Origin of the sequence: Thermoanaerobacterium sp. RBIITD, assembly GCF_900205865.1 — a bacterium.
Lineage (GTDB): Bacteria > Bacillota > Thermoanaerobacteria > Thermoanaerobacterales > Thermoanaerobacteraceae > Thermoanaerobacterium.
Window position 1 is genome coordinate 391,017 of record NZ_LT906662.1, and the last position, 14,970, is coordinate 405,986.

General features: G+C 27.2%; 14 protein-coding genes. 1 reads left to right on the plus strand and 13 read right to left on the minus strand.

All coding sequences use genetic code 11. From position 1 onward, the window contains the following. Positions 1-391: 391 nt before the first annotated feature. Entirely contained in the window at positions 392-1,627 is a 1,236-nt protein-coding gene (locus CPG45_RS01865; RefSeq protein WP_096230366.1) for an IS110 family RNA-guided transposase, read from the plus strand. A gap of 204 nt (positions 1,628-1,831) precedes the next feature. Here the strand turns inward: CPG45_RS01865 and CPG45_RS01870 are convergent, their stop codons facing one another. The 13 genes from CPG45_RS01870 to gmd all read right to left on the minus strand — a co-directional run bounded on the left by CPG45_RS01870 (position 1,832) and on the right by gmd (position 14,960). Beyond that, entirely contained in the window at positions 1,832-2,695 is an 864-nt protein-coding gene (locus CPG45_RS01870) for an alpha-1,2-fucosyltransferase (protein ID WP_096230367.1), read from the minus strand. A gap of 15 nt (positions 2,696-2,710) precedes the next feature. Then, positions 2,711-3,718 (minus strand): glycosyltransferase family 10 domain-containing protein, encoded by a 1,008-nt coding sequence (locus CPG45_RS01875; RefSeq protein ID WP_096230368.1) that lies wholly within the window; start codon positions 3,716-3,718, stop codon positions 2,711-2,713. Between the two features lie 19 nt (positions 3,719-3,737). Further along, positions 3,738-5,207, minus strand: a complete 1,470-nt coding sequence (locus tag CPG45_RS01880; RefSeq protein ID WP_096230369.1) for an oligosaccharide flippase family protein — start codon at positions 5,205-5,207, stop codon at positions 3,738-3,740. 49 nt (positions 5,208-5,256) lie between these two features. Next, a complete protein-coding gene (locus tag CPG45_RS01885) occupies positions 5,257-6,195 on the minus strand; it encodes a glycosyltransferase family 2 protein (RefSeq protein ID WP_096230370.1) in 939 nt (312 codons plus the stop codon). Beyond that, positions 6,158-7,006 carry an O-antigen ligase family protein gene (locus tag CPG45_RS01890; RefSeq protein ID WP_172856455.1) on the minus strand — a complete coding sequence of 283 codons (849 nt, stop codon included), beginning with the start codon at positions 7,004-7,006 and terminating at the stop codon, positions 6,158-6,160. The genes CPG45_RS01885 and CPG45_RS01890 overlap by 38 nt, the downstream gene beginning before the upstream one ends. Positions 7,007-7,474: 468 nt before the next feature. Then, the gene (locus CPG45_RS01895; protein WP_096230372.1) at positions 7,475-8,659 is read right to left on the minus strand and encodes a glycosyltransferase; all 1,185 of its coding nucleotides are present in this window, start codon (positions 8,657-8,659) and stop codon (positions 7,475-7,477) included. A gap of 49 nt (positions 8,660-8,708) precedes the next feature. Then, on the minus strand, positions 8,709-9,443 hold the full coding sequence (locus CPG45_RS01900; RefSeq protein ID WP_197702831.1) for a WecB/TagA/CpsF family glycosyltransferase: 735 nt from the start codon (positions 9,441-9,443) through the stop codon (positions 8,709-8,711). Further along, positions 9,430-10,629, minus strand: a complete 1,200-nt coding sequence (locus CPG45_RS01905) for a glycosyltransferase family 4 protein (RefSeq protein ID WP_096230373.1) — start codon at positions 10,627-10,629, stop codon at positions 9,430-9,432. Before CPG45_RS01905 ends, CPG45_RS01900 begins: the two co-directional genes overlap by 14 nt. Continuing rightward, complete coding sequence (locus tag CPG45_RS01910) at positions 10,626-11,795, minus strand: glycosyltransferase family 4 protein (RefSeq protein WP_096230374.1); 1,170 nt, start codon at positions 11,793-11,795, stop codon at positions 10,626-10,628. The genes CPG45_RS01905 and CPG45_RS01910 overlap by 4 nt, the downstream gene beginning before the upstream one ends. 73 nt (positions 11,796-11,868) lie before the next feature. Then, positions 11,869-12,798: a GDP-L-fucose synthase gene (gene fcl, locus CPG45_RS01915; protein ID WP_096230375.1), complete on the minus strand. Its 930-nt coding sequence runs from the start codon at positions 12,796-12,798 to the stop codon at positions 11,869-11,871. A 207-nt stretch (positions 12,799-13,005) separates the two neighbouring features. Beyond that, the gene (locus tag CPG45_RS18080; protein ID WP_157732306.1) at positions 13,006-13,140 is read right to left on the minus strand and encodes a glycosyltransferase; all 135 of its coding nucleotides are present in this window, start codon (positions 13,138-13,140) and stop codon (positions 13,006-13,008) included. A 180-nt stretch (positions 13,141-13,320) separates the two neighbouring features. Next, complete coding sequence (locus tag CPG45_RS01920) at positions 13,321-13,650, minus strand: hypothetical protein (RefSeq protein ID WP_096230376.1); 330 nt, start codon at positions 13,648-13,650, stop codon at positions 13,321-13,323. A gap of 248 nt (positions 13,651-13,898) precedes the next feature. Continuing rightward, entirely contained in the window at positions 13,899-14,960 is a 1,062-nt protein-coding gene (gmd, locus tag CPG45_RS01925) for a GDP-mannose 4,6-dehydratase (RefSeq protein ID WP_096230377.1), read from the minus strand. Positions 14,961-14,970 lie beyond the last annotated feature (10 nt).

Genomic DNA, 14,970 nt, shown 5'->3' on the forward strand with positions numbered 1-14,970 from the left:
TAGGCTTGACTACACATCGGCCAAACATATAATCTTCCATGCGATGTATGCTGGATTGCTGCATTTTGCATTTGTAGTACACGAATTCTCTCTTTCTTCTTCAGGTTGTCTCTGTTAAACTATTTTTAGGATTTGGTTTCAGGGTCGCTCTGAAAACCTCCTGAAGACCCTACTTTAGGGTACTTCTCGCCTAAGACTGCACCCCTGGGATTACTCGTTTAGTTCTGACTCGCTTGCTGTCCATATCATACTCTTCCGTATGTTTCAGCATCCATACGGTGTATCCTATGGGTATTGATATAGTTCTGATATCGCGAGGCTGTTTCTCGGTAATCTGTCAGGGATTAACCTGGTACTGGTTCTCAATTTTTTAATGAAAGGAGGAATTTACGTGCCCAGTACTTTATTCGTCGGTATAGACGTTAGCAGTCAATCTAATTCTGTTTTCTTTATTGATCAAGATGGCAATAACCTCATTAAGAAACCTTTTTCGGTTTCTAATGATATCCCAGGTGCTGATTCTATCATCTCTGAGGTGATTTCTCATGCTAACGCTATTAATGCTTCCTGTGTCAAAATTGGTATGGAAGCCACTTCTCATTATGCATGGCACCTCCATCTTCACCTGGCTTCTTCTCCTGACCTGGCACCTTTTAACCCTAAATTCTTTGTTATGAATCCAGGTGTCGTCAAGGGTTTTAAAAAGGCTTATACCTATTTGCCTAAAACTGACGATTTTGATGCCAGAATCATTGCTGATTGTGTCAGATTCGGTAGGGTAAACCCTACTCCTATGCCTGACTTTAGGTATGCTGCGCTACAGCGCCTTACTCGTTTTAGATACCATCTGGTACAAACTATATCCAGTGAAAAGAGCAGAGCTTTGAACCTCCTTTATCTCAAGTTCTCTTCATTCAAGGAAGATTGTCCTTTTAGCGACGTCTTTGGCTCAGCATCTACTTCTGTTTTTGATTCTTTTACTCCTGATGAGATCGCTGTTATGCCTGTGGAGGAACTTGTGGATTTTGTCTTGAGTCATGGCAACAATAGATTGAAAAATCCCGAAGAAATTGCTAAGACACTTAAGTCTGCTGCTAATAGGGCATATCGTCTTAATCCTGACATGTGCGATACTGTTAGCATGACTTTGACCATGACTCTTGAAAATATCAGATTTCTTGAGTCACAGCTTAAAAAACTTGACAAAGAAATCTCTAAACAGCTTAATGGCTTTCGCCAAACTCTGACTACTATTCCAGGTTTCGGTAATGTACTAGCCGCAGGCCTTGTAGCTGAGATTGGCGATGTTAAGCGGTTTAAAAATGAATGTGCTGTAGCTAAATTTGCAGGCCTCGTGTGGAATAAATATCAATCTGGCAACTTTAGTGCTGAAGATACCTCTTTAGCTAAGTGTGGTAACCAGTATTTAAGGTACTATCTTGTAGAAGCAGCTAATTGCGTAAGGATACACGCAAAAGAGTATGCTGATTTCTACTGCAAGAAGTACAATGAGGTTACAAAACACCAGCATAAGAGAGCCCTCGTTTTAACGGCACGTAAGCTTGTAAGACTGGTCTTTGCCATGCTGAGTAAAGGCCAAATCTACCAACCGGGAGGTAATGGATAGATTTAGCAAATACATTCAACTGAAGATTACTAAATTTCCTTCCATTATTATCCAATTCATGGTAGGTTTATTAAGTGTTGCCTTTTTTATAGTTTTTGAGGCCTTTATTTGTCAAGGTTCCAAAAAATAATACTTGATATTATATCGCTTGTCTTTGTAGCTTGTATAATGTTATGTCTATATAAAATTATCTTTATATATATATTAAATTTTTAGCCACGAATTAGGTATAATATCATTATTATTCAAGTCTTTTTTACTAAACCATCTATTAGGTGCTATTACGATTTTATTTTTATTTTTATTAAGCCATGCCCCCCACCAACTAAACGTACTGTTTGCAATTATATTGTGTTTACAACGACTCATAAGATACATATCTTTATAGCTTTCTTTCCTTTTATTCCAATCAATATAAAAAGCATTATCTATTCTTAAATTTTCCTTTACCCAATTAATGTCATCTGAGAAAACAAAAAAACTAGGTTTTGAAATATTAGAATAAATAATTTCAAAAGCGTGTTCATAATACTTGATATTACAAATATTTCCATGTTTTTTTGCTGCCTCGGGATTTGAGACATAATCCCCCCTTCGAATATGAATACTTACAGAGTCACTAGATATTATCTTTTGTAAAATTTTTATATTTTTTCCATCTAGATTTTTTTTGAATTGAAATTTACTTCTTATAATTTCTTTAATATCTATAAAATATCTTTCACTTTGCCAATACCCATCAAAATAAATATTATCTTTTTTAAAAACATCAGGATCATAATAACCTACTTTTTCAATATAATATGTTTTCTTTTTTCCAATTATTTTTCTTCTAATTCTTGAGATAATATTACTACTACAATCCTTTAATTTTTCAGCTTCAGCAGCTGTACAATAATTTTTATCAACATCAAAGATTTTATCAAGTTCATATCCATTATGAAGGTTATAATTTTTAAAATCATTTATATCTAATTTTACATGTTTATTCTTACTCTTTAAGGATTCATAAAAAGCATATTGAAACATCTGATTTCCTAGACCACCTAATATTTTTACAATTACCATATTACCTCCAAAATTCTATTTAAGATTTTTTATCGTCTCTGTTATATTTTTAGCAAAATATTCATCTGTAAAAAATTTAAAATTACTACCCTCCAAATAATTTTTAATATTATTTTGATATTCTATATAATCCTTTTTACCTATTGAAGTCAAGTAATTATATAGATCAGTATATGAATCAAAATATCTCTTATCTATAAAACAATTTTCTGGTATATAGTCATTTATGTTTTCTGCTCCTAAATAAACCGGTATACATCCTGCAAAAAAACAATCGAATATTTTCTCTGTCACATATCCTTGAACATTTGATTGGTTCTCATAACAAATGCAAAATTTATATTGAGATAGAGTATATAATTTATTATTTGTTTCACCTGAATAACTTTTAAAATTCCGAACTAGAAAAGGAAATATTTTTTCCTTCCTATTTCGAGGTTTGTTCCATCCCCTTCCAAACAAATCAAAACTCTTAATATTATTTTTTTCAAAATATTCTATCGCCTTAATTCTTTCAGAATATAATTCACCTTTCACCTTGGATATTTTATTACCTGCAATTAAAGTACAAAACTTTTTCTTTTCAAATTGTACATTTACTATTTCAGGAACCGAACTTGGTTGAGGATAATAAAACTTAAAATATTTCTTATTATCTACTAGATCATCACGCCAAGTAAATATATAAGTAAAATTTTCATGTATGATCTTATCATAATTTTTAGGATTTACAACAGGTGGCTCCCATAAAAATAATATCATTTTATGATATAATTTCTTTTTTATACACTCTCTGTAATATGTATTATTTTTTGATGGAACTTCGAAAAATATTATATATTCAGCTTCATCTAAGTTCCCATTATCTATAGTAATCAAATCATAATTTAATGACTTAAGTTCTTCTTTTAAAAGTAAAATCGGATTCTTCTCAACAGTACATAAATTATAAAAATTCTTATCATAAAAAATTTTATTGTTTAAATAATAATCTCCCCATGGATATAATAGTATCTTTTTCATTCATTCACCAACTTTCTATTTATAATTGTTTTAATTGCTTATATTTAATTATTTTTAGTTTTTCTAATATTATTATAATAATAGGAATAAATAACATTCCAAATATAATTTTTAAAGTTGTATAGCTATAGAATATATTAATAATAAAGTATGAAACTAAATTTACAATAATAACCAATAATAATTCTTTTAGAGGAAATGTTATCTTTATTACAAACTTTATATAAACAAATTGATTTATTGAAAATATACTTTGAGAAAATGTATTTGCTAACGCTGCGCCAATTACTCCATACTTCGGGATTAATAAAATATCAAAAACTATATTAATTATTCCTGATAAAATACCTAATACAACAATAAACCTTTGTTTTTCATAATAAAAAGGTAATGCACCACATACATTCAGAATTTGATTTATCACTAAACCCGTAAGTAGTATAAGAAATACATCTATAACCCCTGAATACCTATCAGAATATATAAATGAAATAATATCTTTACTATATAACTTACCATAACACAATATTAAAATTAATAAAACAATAAAATATTTAGTTACAGTGTATAATATCTTATTTAATAATTCTTTATTGTTTTTTGATACAATTTCAGAGAAATAATTATTAAGAACATTCATAATGGGTGAAAATATCAAATTTATCATATTTACAAGACTATAAGCAAGCCCATACACAGCAAGTCCTTTTTGCCCAGTATATATTCCTAAGAAAAAGTATTCTGATCTTGTCCATACGATTTGCTGCCATATGATGTTTATATACATATAAAACGAATATTTTATTATACTACTTTTATCTTTTAATTTTGCATTTCTAATTTTAAATAAACTTTCTATTCCCAATATTTTTTTTAATTCTCTGTAGTAAATAAAATTTTGAAATAAAGTAGTTAGTAAAACAATAAATATTATTAATAATACATTTTTATTTATTACTATTACTATACAAGAACCTATAAATATAATTATCTGAGTTTTAATACTTGCTTTTGCAAATATATCGAATCTTTGTAATGCTTGAATTGCATTAGAATATATTCCATTAAGTGTAGTAGGTATAATACAAATAATAGACATTAATAATATAAAATATATATTATTATAATTTATTTTTAAATAATTTTCCCATATCGGAATAGTAAAGATTAATAAAATACATATTATTCCCACTATTGTATAAATCTTCTTTATAAAATTAATTATTAATATTTTTGATTCATCTATATCATTATTAAAATAATATTGAGGAAGAAATTTTGTAACCGTTCCTGATAACCCCATACCTAATATATTAGACATTATAGCAATAAACCACATAATAAATGAGTAAACACCATATAATTCTACCCCTAATCCTCTTGCATAAACAATTGATGATGCAAATGAAATTATTGCTCCAACAATCATTCTTATATAATTACTTTTAATGTTTTTTATAAAACCACTAATATAACTTCTATCTGACATATCTTACCTCATTTCATATTTTATTTATATTAAAAATATTAAATGGATATTAAACCGAATGTTTTATATTATTATAATAAATTAATAAATTATCTCCTAAAAATGAAAACAAAAATTTAAGTAAATATTTTATTTTAAATATTCCTAATGGATTATACTTTAATGCTTTCATATAACTATTTCTACTTAATGAAGCATTGTTAAAAGCAAAATTACGTGTCATTTCAATACACATATAATAATTACTTATTATTTTTTCTCTATTTTTTTTAATTAGAGGATAATCATTTTCTCTTTGTATTGTATCTAAAAATGCTTTTTCACAAAATTTATTCATCATTTTTAAATTTTTTGATAGACTATTTTTTCGTACTCTATAATATAGCAAATATTCATTCAACGAATATATATTATATTTCCTTGTAATTCTATACCATAATTCTATATCCTCAGCATATCGAAATTCTTCATTAAAAAGGCCTACATATTCAAAAACTTCTCTTTTGATCATTACTGATGATGGGGCACCTATAATATTACCAAAAAGTATTTTATCAAAAACAAAACCATCCGCATTCTTTTCAACTGTTCCTATAAAATTATTTTTTTCATCTATATTTTTTTGATAAGTAAATATAAGTCCTAGGCTACTATCATTTTTTATTACTGCATTAAAAAAATTAACCTGCCTTGATACTTTATCCTTTTCCCATATGTCATCATCATCTAAAAAACAAATCAATTCTCCTTTTGAATTATTTATTCCTGTATTCCTGGCACTCGCAAGTCCTCTATTTGATTGATATATATATTTAATATTGGGATATAACTTAGCTATTTTTTTTGCTACATTGTTTGTAGAACCATCATCAACAAGTATAACCTCTAAATTACTATATGTTTGATTTACAACACTTTCTATTGCTTGTTTTAAAAAATTTTCATTACTGTTATATGAGGTTATAATAGCTGTTACTAATTGGCACATTTTCAATTTTTCTTCCTATCCAATTATATTTTTGATAATTATTATAACTATAAAAAATAGCAATTGTATACCAAAATATTGGATTCATTGCTTCAAATAATATTATGTCAAAGCAGCCACCTAATAATATTAATAAAACACCAAAAAAAATTCTTTTATCATTAGATAAAATTCTTTTTAATAATAATATTACTATTAAAAAATATAAAATTCCTCCCAAAAAGCCACTTTCTATAAATTCATTTAAAAAAATATTATGAGCACTATTTATATATAACCTATTTTGCAAAATAAATCCACTATTTCTATTTAATATTATATTACCAAATGGATTTTGTTTTATTAATTCAATTGAATATCTCCATATAAAAGTTCTATTACCTAAACTTCCAACATTTCTACCATTGGTTATCAATGGAATAATTAATTTAATAAAAATAACTAAAATAATAATTAAAGAAATAATAAATAAAGATACTTTTAAATATTTGTTTATATTTTTAAACTTTTTAAATAAAAAATATATAATATATACAAAAGATAGTGCAAGAAATGTATGGGAATTTGAAAAATATAAATTTGATTCAATTATTATCAGTAATAATGCTTTATCTAAAATTCTTATGTTACTTATATTAAATAAATAAATCAAAGCTAAAAAGCAAAAAGTAGCAAATCTACTTTTATGCCAAAATAGCCATTGTAAGCTCTTATCAGCAAATACAGCTGTTTGATTAAGAGTTGCAAATTTTATACCTGTTCTAGAAATATAAATATTACTATATCCAAAAAAATACATTATAAAAGCCAAAATCATACTTATATATAATATTCTAGATATAAAAGTATTTATAATAATTATTTTTTTGTAATCCAATTTATATTGTATTATTAATGGAATTATTACAATTAAAGGAATAACTTTTGTTAAAGTATAAATCATTGCTGTTGGTTTTATATATATTGTATCTATAATTATATATATACAATATGTTAATATTAAAAGAATTAACATGAAATCTATGTGCTTAAAATTTTTTTTAATCACCGTAAAATTATAATGTCTAAATGAAATTATATACCATAAACCTATTATTACACCACTATATACATATATATAAGTACTATATCCTATTAATATTTTTTTTACTACAAAAATTATTAAAAAAGTGAACAAATACAATAAGTATAAATTTATTAAATCTATATCTATTTTTTTACTCATATGATAAATTCTCCTTAAAATCTAATACTCTTTAATATACTATTTTTATAAATATTATCTACTATCAATTGCTTTACTATATAAATCAATTACTGTTTTTATTGTGATTTTTTGGCCGAAATTATTATAACAATAATTTCTTATCTTATATGAATCATAAGTTTGATAATTTTTGTATATATACTTTAATGCTTTTATCAATTCATTTATATCATTAGGCTTAACCAACACTCCAACTCCATCCTTAACAATATCATTAGGCCCACCACATTTTGTAGCAATAACTGGAGTTCCCGTAGCTAGTGCTTCGATTAACACTACACCAAAAGTTTCATATTTACTAGCTAGTACAAAAACATTAGATTTTTGCATTTCTTCTTTTACCTTTTCTCGTGTCAATATACCCAAAAACTTTACTTTGTCTTCAATATTGTTTTCTATAACTATTTTTTTTAATTTTTCATATTCACTTCCAATCCCACCTATCTTCAGCATGACATTTTTATTATCCTTGAAAGCTTTATAAAATGCTTTTATTAATATATCTACATTTTTAATAGGAACAAGATTGCAAATAGTCAAAAATGAAAAAAAATTATCATCAATAATTTTCGGCTTAACAGTAAAAAAATCTGTATCTACCATATTAGGTATGACCATAAATTTATCACTACTTAAACTGTATTTTTGACATAATAATTTTTTTAGCTCATTACTTACGGTTATATTTATTTTTGAATTATTATATATTCCTCTTAAAAATAATTTATCAATTAATTTTATATTATTCAAAAAATGCCCTGATGAATGTTCTGTAATAACATATGGAATATAAAATTTATCCGAAAGTATCTTCGCTGCATATCCTGCATAACATGCATTATGAGCATGTATAATATCAGGTTTTCCAAATTTTTTTATATATTTAATTCCAAGTTTAACTGCTTCATTTATCCAAATATATATCCCTAACGTAAATTTATGTGGTATTATATTCCATCCATGTTTTCTATATATATATACACCATCCTCATCATATAGTTTTATCTGAAAATGATTATCTTTTAATTTTTTTAAGTTTAGCTCCCTAATACTTCTATTTTCGGGATAAATAATTCCTACTTTAATATTTTCTCTACTCAGGGCATTGAATTGTTCTTTAAAAAAAATCCCCCATAAAGGCTTTTCGTTTTGAGGATAAAAATATGGGATTTGAAGTATATGATAAGATTGATTCATAATTATCACCTATAATCTTATTTTAATTAACCTAACATAAAATAATTATTTATAGATTCTTTATTAGTATATATATTAAAAATTTAGCATTTGTTTTAAAATATCTTATAAATAATCTCCTAGGTTCCTGATATAACCTATATAACCACTCTAAGCTTAATCTTTGCATCCATTTTGGAGCCCTCTTAAGAATCCCAGCATGATAGTCAAATCCTGCACCTACTCCTATCATTAATGAATTAACTTTACTTTTATGTTTGCTCATCCATATTTCCTGTTTTTGTGCCCCTAATCCAACCCAAAGGAAATCTGGTCGTATTTGATTAATGTTCATAATAATTTTCATATCTTCTTCCTCAGTTAATTCTCTAAATGGTGGTGAATAAGAACCCACTATTTTTAATTTAGGATGTTTTGCTATTAATTTTTTTTCTAATTTAACTAAAGTTTCATTTGTACTACCATAAAAATAATGTGTATACCCTTTTTCCTCTGATAATTTAAATATCTCTTCCATCAAATCTGGGCCTGTGACTCTTTCAGCCTCTTTAAACCCTTTCAATTTGCTAACAATAGATAATGGCTTTCCATCAGGCAATGTCATAAAAGCTTCATTCTGTATTTTTCTATAATTTTTATCTTCATAAGCCATGACAGTTGTATGAACATTAGAAACACATATATAGTTTCCTTTTGCCTTCTCTAGATTTTCTTCAATATATTTTATTGTTTCGGTCATGTTTGTTACATTTACATTAACTCCTAAGATATTACACTTCTTCAACTTTACCACCTATTACATTATTATAGATCCTAATTAAAAGCTCATAATTTATTTTTTCTGTATACATACTATTATAGGCATTTAGCGCCCCTTCATTAAGCTTGTTATTTAAATCAGCATCTTCCATTAATTGTAATATTTTATTAATTAGATCTTCTTTATCATTATATTTAAAATGTAATCCGTTTTCCCTATCATTTATAATTGAAGCTAAGTTGCCAATATTTCCGGCAATTACCGGTACACCAAATAAAAAACTTTCAACTATAGCCATTGGAAATCCTTCGTAACATTGCGATGGCATTATTATCGCTCTTGATTTTTTTATAATTTCAAACGCTTTTTCTCTCGGCATAAAACCTAATAAACTTACGTTATTTAATTTATTTTCTTCGATGAATTTTTGAACATTATTCCATTCAGGTCCATATCCAATTATTAATAACCTGGCTTGGTTTATATTCTTCCAGGCTTCTACTAATAAGTTAATGCCTTTTAACTTGTCTAATCTTCCAATAAAAACAAAGTAATTATCCATTTGCCTGGGGAGCGTCATAGTTTGACTTTTTTTAACAAAGTTAGGTTTAACAAAAATTTTTCTCTCATCTGTTATCAAATTTAACAATTTATTTTTATTGAACTCTGTTAGGGCAATATACCCATCTACCCTTTTATAAGTTCCTAAAATCCTATGAAACTTTAACATAATACATATTACGCAAGTTTGCAAAAAAGAATTTCTGTAACATTTATGCTTTAATGCAGATTTAAAACCTTTATAAATACATTCCTCGCATATTTTCCCTTCCTTTGTTAATGTAGCTCCTGGACATAAAAGTCTAAAATTATGAACAGTCTGCACAACCGTAACTTTACAGTTGAAAGCAGCATAATAAGCAGAGGGACTTACTAAAGGAAAAGTATTGTGTACATGAACTATATCTATATTATTTTTTTTAATTAATTTCTTAACTTCTCTATAAGTCCTAAATGAAAATATTGTCTCAAATAATAGCAGAACCTTGCCTAAAATTCCTCTTTTTTTAATCTCATCATTATGCCTGGTATATAATATAACTTCATGACCATTTTCCTTTAATAAATTACTCTCATTTTCAACTACGGCATCTTCTCCGCCTGGAATTTGATAATAATTATGCACTATCAACACCTTTAATTTTTTCATGTAATCTCCCTCAATCTATAATGCTGATAACTATTGATTAATTCCTGATATAATTCAATATATTGAATTGATATAACATCCCAGTTTAGTTCCTGTGTTATTTTTTTATTGGCTTTATCTCCAATTTCTTTCCTATTTTTTATTGCTTTTTTAATTGCCAATATCCACTTTTGCATATCGTAATCTTCTATGATATATCCTGTTTCATTGTCATCAATAATAAATTTAGGGCCGGGAGCTTTTACTGCAATAATCGGACATTTATAATACATTGCTTCTAATATACTCATCCCATATATTTCAGCATCGTTCATATTAATGAAAACATCACTTAATTTATATATCTCCCATATATCCTTATTAGATATTTTTTCAATGTAATAGAATTTACTATTAAGATTGCTTATGCTTATTTCATGAAATATTCTTTGTTTTAACAAGCCGCTGCCAACCATTAACAATGAATATCCATCATCTATTTTTAGTATATTCTTTAATACTTCTATAGCCATTAAAGGTTTTTTATATTCTTCTAATTTACCAACAAATAATAACAATTTTGTATCTGATGGTATGTTATACTTTTTTCTTAATATTTGTTTATCAATATTTGAATTATTATTTAATTCTTTTATATCTAATCCAACAGGTATAAGTTTTACATTCTTAATTCCTTTCTCTTTAAGTTTACTATACACATAAGGAGTTTTGGCAATATTGGTAACTTTATTTAAAAAAACTTTATTTAAAGAAAATAAAACATTAGACAAATATTTTTTAATTTTAATATTAGAATCACTTTCAATAGTACCAATACATGAATATACAGGTACTTTATTTTTTAAACACCATTTTATAATCCTACCCGTATTTAATTGTATATCACTGCTAAGATGGACAACGTCAATTTCATATCGTTTAATAAAACCAGGATTTATAAGACCATGTGTGCCTATACTTATTGCTGGCAAATAAACAAATTTTATTTTATCACTTATTTCTATAATCTCTTGCTCTGGATATATCTTTTTATTTCTTAACAAAAATATATAAACTTCAAAATCTCCATTTTCAACAAGCGCTTTAGCTAAGCCTAACTCCTGCATATTATAGTATCCAAATTTTCCAGAATCACCAATATACAATCTAATAATACCTAATCTCAAAATTTACACTCCCTATGCTGTATATGATTGATTTTTGTACTATCCTACTAACTCAATGAATAAAAATATATATCTATTTATAATTTTCCAAATACCACTTATAGGTCCTTTCTATCCCTTCTCCCAACTCCACATTATGCCTCCATCCGAGCGAATGTAGTTTAATAACATCCGTAAGTTTTCTCGGCGTTCCATCAGGTTTATCTGTATTAAAGACTATCTCTCCTTCAAAACCTACAACTTCTTTTATCATCTCAGCAAGTTCTCTTATTGAAACTTCCTGACCAGTTCCTATATTCACATGCTCTTCACCATCATAGTTCTCCATTAGAAATACACATGCATCTGCCATGTCATCTACATATAAAAACTCCCTAAGTGGCTTACCAGTGCCCCACACTTCAACATAAGGTAAGTTATTAACCTTAGCCTCATGAAACTTTCTTATAAGGGCTGGCATAACATGAGAATTATTTAAATCGAAATTATCATTTGGGCCGTATAAATTTGTTGGCATGCAGCTTATGAAGTTATCACCATACTGCCTCTTAAAGAATTGACACATCTTGAGCCCAGCTATTTTAGCTATAGCATATGCCTCATTAGTTGGCTCAAGATATCCTGAAAGTAAATACTCTTCCTTTATTGGCTGAGGAGCCATTTTTGGATATATACAAGTACTTCCTAAAAATAAAAGCTTTTTTACTTTGAAATCATGTGCTGCTTTAATTACATTATTTTGTATCATCAAATTTTCATATATAAAATCTGCTGGATAAGTATTGTTTGCATGTATTCCGCCGACCTTAGCTGCTGCTAAAAATACATACTCTGGTTTTTCTTCTTCAAAAAATCTTCTTACTGCCTCCTGATTAGTTAAGTCAAGTTCTTTATGAGTTCTTTTTATTATATTTGTATATCCTTTTGATTCCAGATTCCTAACTATGGCAGAACCAACTAATCCTCTATGACCTGCAACGTATATTTTACTATCTCTGTTCAATTATAACATCCCTTCCTACAAGAGTTTTAATATCAATCAGCAATTTCATAAGATTTATTTTGGTATATATCTGATAAAAATTTATAATTATTTTCCAATTTTGTGGTATTATCAATAAAATTTATTAAGCTTTCTTTATTTAATTAAATTCCATTGAATTTGCAATTTTTAAGTTTAACAAATTATTTACTGTATTTATATCTTCTTTTATCTCAGATCTAAAACAATTATTGGCTTTCGCACGCATATCGCTTCCGATATTGTACTCCAGCCAGCTTTTGTTATAATTAATTTGCTCGCTTTTATATAATCGTGAGTATTACTTGTATTTACAGGAAGCATGTATGTATTACCACCCTTTAATCTTATACCTTTTGTATATATAAAATCATATGGTAAACCTTCAAAATCTATCTCCTCTGCAATATCTACAGACCTTCCCAGACTAAAAAAAATAATTGGTCTTTTATACTTGATCTTGATTTTTTCTATGATTTCATCATTAAATTCTCTGCAACTTAATCATACTTTAATTACGTTATTAAAATATTTATTAATATCTCCTGCCAGTGTATAAATAAATGCATAATCTGCTTTTTTATAATAATCTTCATATATGGCACCAATATCATTATTAAATATTTCATTATATATTTCTGTCCAGATAAATTTTGATATTAATATACTTTTATCCCCAACATCTTTTAAAGCTTTAAATATCCACGGAACTATATCTGATATAACAAGATTAACTTGCTTTTCCCTTAAGTATTTCTTTTCATTATTTATTTTATCTTCCCATGTCGATATAAATTTCCTTAATACTTTTTCCAATTTCTCTTTATCTACCAAATAACTATTTTCTTTTAAAATAAGGCCTATATCAACTAATTCATCAACAAAAGCAATTCTTGAATCGTAGGAATTCTAGGATTGCTTAATAAAATCCAGTTGCCTAGTATGTGTTTTTATAATTATTTTTAATTCTTTATTTTTGTCTAATAGATTTTTAATTATTGATATATTTCTAGATGCATGTCCAAATCCATGATTTGAGATATAATGCATAGTTTTCATATTCTTATCTCTTATCCTATTAATTAATACAGAGTTGCTGCTGATTCTTCATAGCATTCATCACTATTTAAATCACTTTCAACCATCATATATACCAAATCGTCAAATGAAACTTTTGGTTTCCATTTAAGTTTTTCTTTTGCTTTTGTTGGATCACCTATGAGTAAATCAACTTCAGTTGGTCTAAAATATCTCGGATCAACTTCTACTAATATTTTTCCTGTCCTTTTATCTATTCCTTTCTCTTCAATGCCGGAACCTTTCCATTCTAAATTTATTCCAACATATTTAAATGCTTTTTCACAGAATTCTCTAACTGAATGAGTTTCTCCTGTAGCTATTACATAATCATCTGGATTTTCCTGTTGAAGCATTAACCACATTGCTTCTACATAATCACCTGCAAAACCCCAATCACGTTTTGCATTAAGATTGCCAAGATAAAGTTTATCCTGCCTACCTTTTACTATATTTGCAACTGCCATTGTTATTTTTCTTGTTACAAATGTTTCACCTCTGCGCGGTGATTCATGATTAAATAATATACCATTGCAGGCATATAAATTGTAAGCTTCTCTATAATTTACTGTTATCCAGTATGCATATAACTTTGCTGCAGCATACGGGCTTCTCGGATAAAAAGGCGTTTTTTCACTTTGTGGAGCACTTTCTGGTAATCCTCCGAATAATTCGCTTGTAGAAGCTTGATAGAATTTTGTATGTATGCCTGTTTCTTTTATAGCATCAATTAATCTTAATGTACCAACCCCAACAACATCAGCAGTATATTCTGGAACTTCGAAAGATACTTTTACATGGCTCTGTGCTGCAAGATTATATATTTCATCAGGCTCAATCTTTTCAATTAATCTATTAAGGTTACTGGAATCAGTTAAATCTCCATAATGCAAAAGTAATTTTACATCCGGATTATGAGGATCTTTGTATAAATGATCAATCCTTTTTGTATTAAATGTACTCGCCCTTCTAATAATGCCATGTACTTCATAGCCTTTATTTAATAATAATTCTGTCAAATATGATCCATCTTGCCCTGTAATACCTGTTATCAATGCTTTTTTCATAAATTTCAAC

Coding starts and splice junctions, on each gene's coding strand:
- CPG45_RS01870 (WP_096230367.1), bottom strand. CDS start 2,695: ATGGTAATTGTAAAAATATTAGGTGGTCTAGGAAATCAGATGTTTCAA.
- CPG45_RS01875 (WP_096230368.1), bottom strand. CDS start 3,718: ATGAAAAAGATACTATTATATCCATGGGGAGATTATTATTTAAACAAT.
- CPG45_RS01880 (WP_096230369.1), bottom strand. CDS start 5,207: ATGTCAGATAGAAGTTATATTAGTGGTTTTATAAAAAACATTAAAAGT.
- CPG45_RS01885 (WP_096230370.1), bottom strand. CDS start 6,195: ATGTGCCAATTAGTAACAGCTATTATAACCTCATATAACAGTAATGAA.
- CPG45_RS01895 (WP_096230372.1), bottom strand. CDS start 8,659: ATGAATCAATCTTATCATATACTTCAAATCCCATATTTTTATCCTCAA.
- CPG45_RS01905 (WP_096230373.1), bottom strand. CDS start 10,629: ATGAAAAAATTAAAGGTGTTGATAGTGCATAATTATTATCAAATTCCA.
- CPG45_RS18080 (WP_157732306.1), bottom strand. CDS start 13,140: ATGCTTCCTGTAAATACAAGTAATACTCACGATTATATAAAAGCGAGC.
- gmd (WP_096230377.1), bottom strand. CDS start 14,960: ATGAAAAAAGCATTGATAACAGGTATTACAGGGCAAGATGGATCATAT.